Consider the following 3,434-nt stretch of genomic DNA (forward strand, 5'->3'; position numbering starts at 1 on the left):
CGCGGAAATCACCTTACGTTAGATTGTGGAGCAACAAAAGCCTTTATGTTGACTCATACCCTAATCCTAGGGGCTAAGTCCGACAGGCTGCTAGGCGATTTCCGCAGTAGTTCGTATCACGCCGGCTCGCCGACCGGGGCGACTCGACCGGAGGCCGAGGCTTTACCGCGAAAGTCGCGCAGCGACCCCGTGGGAGCGGCGTCCCGCCGCGACGGGGCCCGGCGCGTCACCCGACGGTTCGGGGTGGCCGCGGCACCCATCGCGGCGGGACGCCGCTCCCACGGTTGAGGGGCGACTAAAGTCGCCCCTACGGATCTTGCAGGCACGCGCAGTCGGGACGTTTATTCCTGGGAATCGCCTAAACCGCGTCCAGCGCGAAATGCGCAATTTTCATGGTGTGTTCGGCGCGGTTTAAAGCATTCAGTCCGACCGCGTCAGTTCGGCGGACAGATCAACCGCGGTGCGACGCGACACTTCCAGATAATATTCGTAACCGCCAGGTCCGCACCGGCGGGCCAACTGGTTCACGATGCGCCGCTGCATCGCCGCGTTCTCGTTGGGCCCATTGGTATACAGTGGTTTTCCCTCCCGCCCATAGGTGAACTCAGTGGCACAGTCGGCGGTGTCGATGTCACCAAAGATCAGCCGGGCAATCCGGTAGTCGGGGTGCGGTTCAAAGCCCAGGTCTTTGGCATAGGCCACGGCCCCCTCCACCAGTTTGCGGGCACAGGCCGGCTCCTGGCGCTCCAGCGCCTCCTCCGTGGTGGCTTGGATGCGCGTCAAGGCCGCACGATAGGCGTCCTCCTCCATGATGTTATACATCGCGTTCTTGACGCCCAGGCAAAAGACGTCGACCACGATTCCCGCAAATGCATAGCGCCCGTCCGGCAGTTGCCGGCTCAGCCAGACCGATCCGATCCCCACCTCGAACAGCTTTGGAGAAAACAACACATCGGCGATCGGCGCGTGCGCGGCGACCGTCCACGCGTGGGCCATGGCCGCGGCGCCGGACAGGCCGGTCGTCGCCTTCTTGGCCTGCTTGCGTTTGAGCTCCCGCTTCGCCCGTTTCTTTTGTAACGCCTTTTGATCGAGTGCCATTCACCATGTTCCTGTAAAAAAGCCGGCCGACCGATCGGCTGGCGAATAAGGATCTCACAGGTAGGCGAGGGGCGGGAAGTCTCAGTTGCGGACCCGCTCCCGCCGCCGACCATGCGGCGGCGGGGCTCCGCAAGGGTATCAGATGTCGAATGGCCGCTGGGCGTTGTAGCTGGGGCTGGGCTGACCCACCAGGAAATGATTCGGCGTCTGGGTGGGCGGCATCTGGTCGACGATCTGGCGGTGGAAGGTGCCGTAGTCGCCGCGGAAGGCGCCATTGCCCCACACCCGGAGCAGATTCGCGGTGAACAGCCCGTTGTCGAGCCCGTCGAGCGACACCTGATTGTCCTGGCAGCCCGAGATCAGCCGCACACTGGCGGCGACCGGCAGCGCCATCTCGCGGGTGGCGGGGCCGGCCCAGTGCGCCACGGCCGCGGTCGACAGGCCGCGGTAAAAATCGCGATGGCGGCGGGCGACCTTGGCGGCAATGTCCTGCGGCATCAGACGCGGGCGCTCGCCGGGTGGGGGATTGGCGGCCAGCATCGCGTCGGCCCGGCGCGCCCTGGTATTGGTGCCGGAGTGGCAGCAGTCCGAGAGCACCAGCACCCGGCTGTCGCGTGGAAAGCCGGCCCACAGCACATACAGCTCGTCGTCGACGAGTTGGCCGTCGAAGAGACAGAGCGTCTCGTCCAGCACGTCGTACGGGGTGTCCTTGACCTCGTCGCCGCTGTAGTCCGGCACCTGGCCGCCGTGACCGGAGTAGGTGAAGACAAAGATGTCGCCGGCCTTCATCCGGGCGGCGGTCGCCTTGACCGCGCTGATCACCGCGTCGCGGGTCGCCTTCTCGTCAAGCAGGAGCTTGGCCTTATAGCCCAGACTGCCGGTGAGTTCGGCCAGGTCCTTGGCGTCGTAGACACAGGCCGTGAGCGCGCCGTCCCAGCCCTCGTAGTGGTCGGTGCTGACGTGGTTGAGCCCGACATGCAGCGCATAACCCTTGGCGACGGCCGCCGCGGGCGGAGTGGGTAGCCGCGCCCGCCGACGCGCCCGCGGCGCGGCACCGGCGGCAGTCGTCACCGCGGGGGCCGCCTGGGTCTCGGTGAGCCGCTTGATCTCGGTCTCGATGCGCGCGGCCACGTCGGCGTAACCGGCATTGGTCGGGTGCAGCTCATCGTGCCAGCGGCCGGCGACCACCCCGCGGCAGTCGACAAAGGACAGGCGGGGCGACTGTTCGGCGAGGGTGTACAGCCGGGTATTGAGCCGGTCCACCATGATGTCGGCGATGGCCTTCTGCAGCGCCGCGTCCTTGATGCCGCAGGACTTCATCGGCTTGCCGAGCCATTTGCCGTTGGCTGGAATCACGTAGTCGTAGCCGTGGCAGATCACCGCGGCGTCGTTGAAGGCGCGCCCCACATCACGCACGATCCGCTCGATATTGGCGACCGCCGCGTCGAGCACACTGTTGAACGACGGCAGCAGATACTGCGCCGCGGTCAGCGTCGGGTCGAAGGCGCGCAAGTGCCGGGCGAGCTCGCCGCCGGCGACCAGATCGTTGCCGCCGCCCGAGAGCAGCAACAGCCGCCCGCCGGTGCGTTCGAGCGCGTCGAGATACTCTTGCTCACGCACCATGTTATCGAGCGTGTCGCCGGCCTCGCTGCGGCAAAACACGGCGTAATGCTCAAAAATACAATCGATCACATCGTTGAGCAGAATCGGATATTGAAACCAACTGTCACCCTCGGCCGCGATCAGCGGACCCTGATAGGTGCCCGAATACGCCATCGACTGAAAGCGCGCCTCGCGGCGCATCTTGGAGATGAAGTTCGCACTGTTGAGCAGTTGAGCGCTGCGTTCACGGCCCGCGGCGTCCGTGGCGGGCGGTACCTGCACCGTGTCCTCATTGAGCTTGAGCACGGGCCTGGTGGGGGTCGAGCGTTCGTCGTCCAGTGCGAAGTAGGGTGCGAGATCGGCTTCCGGCACCGTGAGGTCCGCGAGCTTACGGTTGAGTTCGTCCAGCGTGATCTTGGCGGCTTTCGACACGGAATGTTCTCCTTCAGCATCAGTCGGCTGGCGCGCCGGATCGGCGGGCCGGTGGATAGCGGCGCGGGCAGCCGCTGCGCCGGCACCCGCGTCGCAACGGTCGATGAAATGGTCAAACACGTTCGACGCCTATAATCCTAGCGTGCGCAGTCGAAACTGCCAGGGTGACAGGGCCTGACGGCTTGGAAAGGGGTCGAGCGTACCGGCGACAGGGCTAAACCGTTCTAGCTAACTTTCAGTGATTCAACGTGCGGTTGTCCTCGACTCTGGACACTGCCCGGCCGCTCGGGTATAAAGCGCGT

2 protein-coding genes are annotated in these 3,434 nt (G+C 65.3%); both read right to left on the reverse strand.

The annotated features are described in order from the left end of the window. Positions 1 to 420: 420 nt before the first annotated feature. Positions 421 to 1,098: a hypothetical protein gene (locus A39O_RS0107175; RefSeq protein WP_020504012.1), complete on the reverse strand. Its 678-nt coding sequence runs from the start codon at positions 1,096 to 1,098 to the stop codon at positions 421 to 423. Positions 1,099 to 1,236: 138 nt separating this feature from the next. Then, positions 1,237 to 3,132 (reverse strand): caspase family protein, encoded by a 1,896-nt coding sequence (locus A39O_RS42120; RefSeq protein ID WP_026199223.1) that lies wholly within the window; start codon positions 3,130 to 3,132, stop codon positions 1,237 to 1,239. Positions 3,133 to 3,434: the final 302 nt, after the last annotated feature.

Source organism: Lamprocystis purpurea DSM 4197 (assembly GCF_000379525.1).
GTDB classification, from domain to species: Bacteria; Pseudomonadota; Gammaproteobacteria; order Chromatiales; family Chromatiaceae; genus Thiodictyon; species Thiodictyon purpureum.

What these genes read in the sequence shown, in the direction of transcription:
- A39O_RS0107175 (WP_020504012.1), bottom strand. Translation starts at nt 1,098, where the DNA reads ATGGCACTCGATCAAAAGGCGTTACAAAAGAAACGGGCGAAGCGGGAG.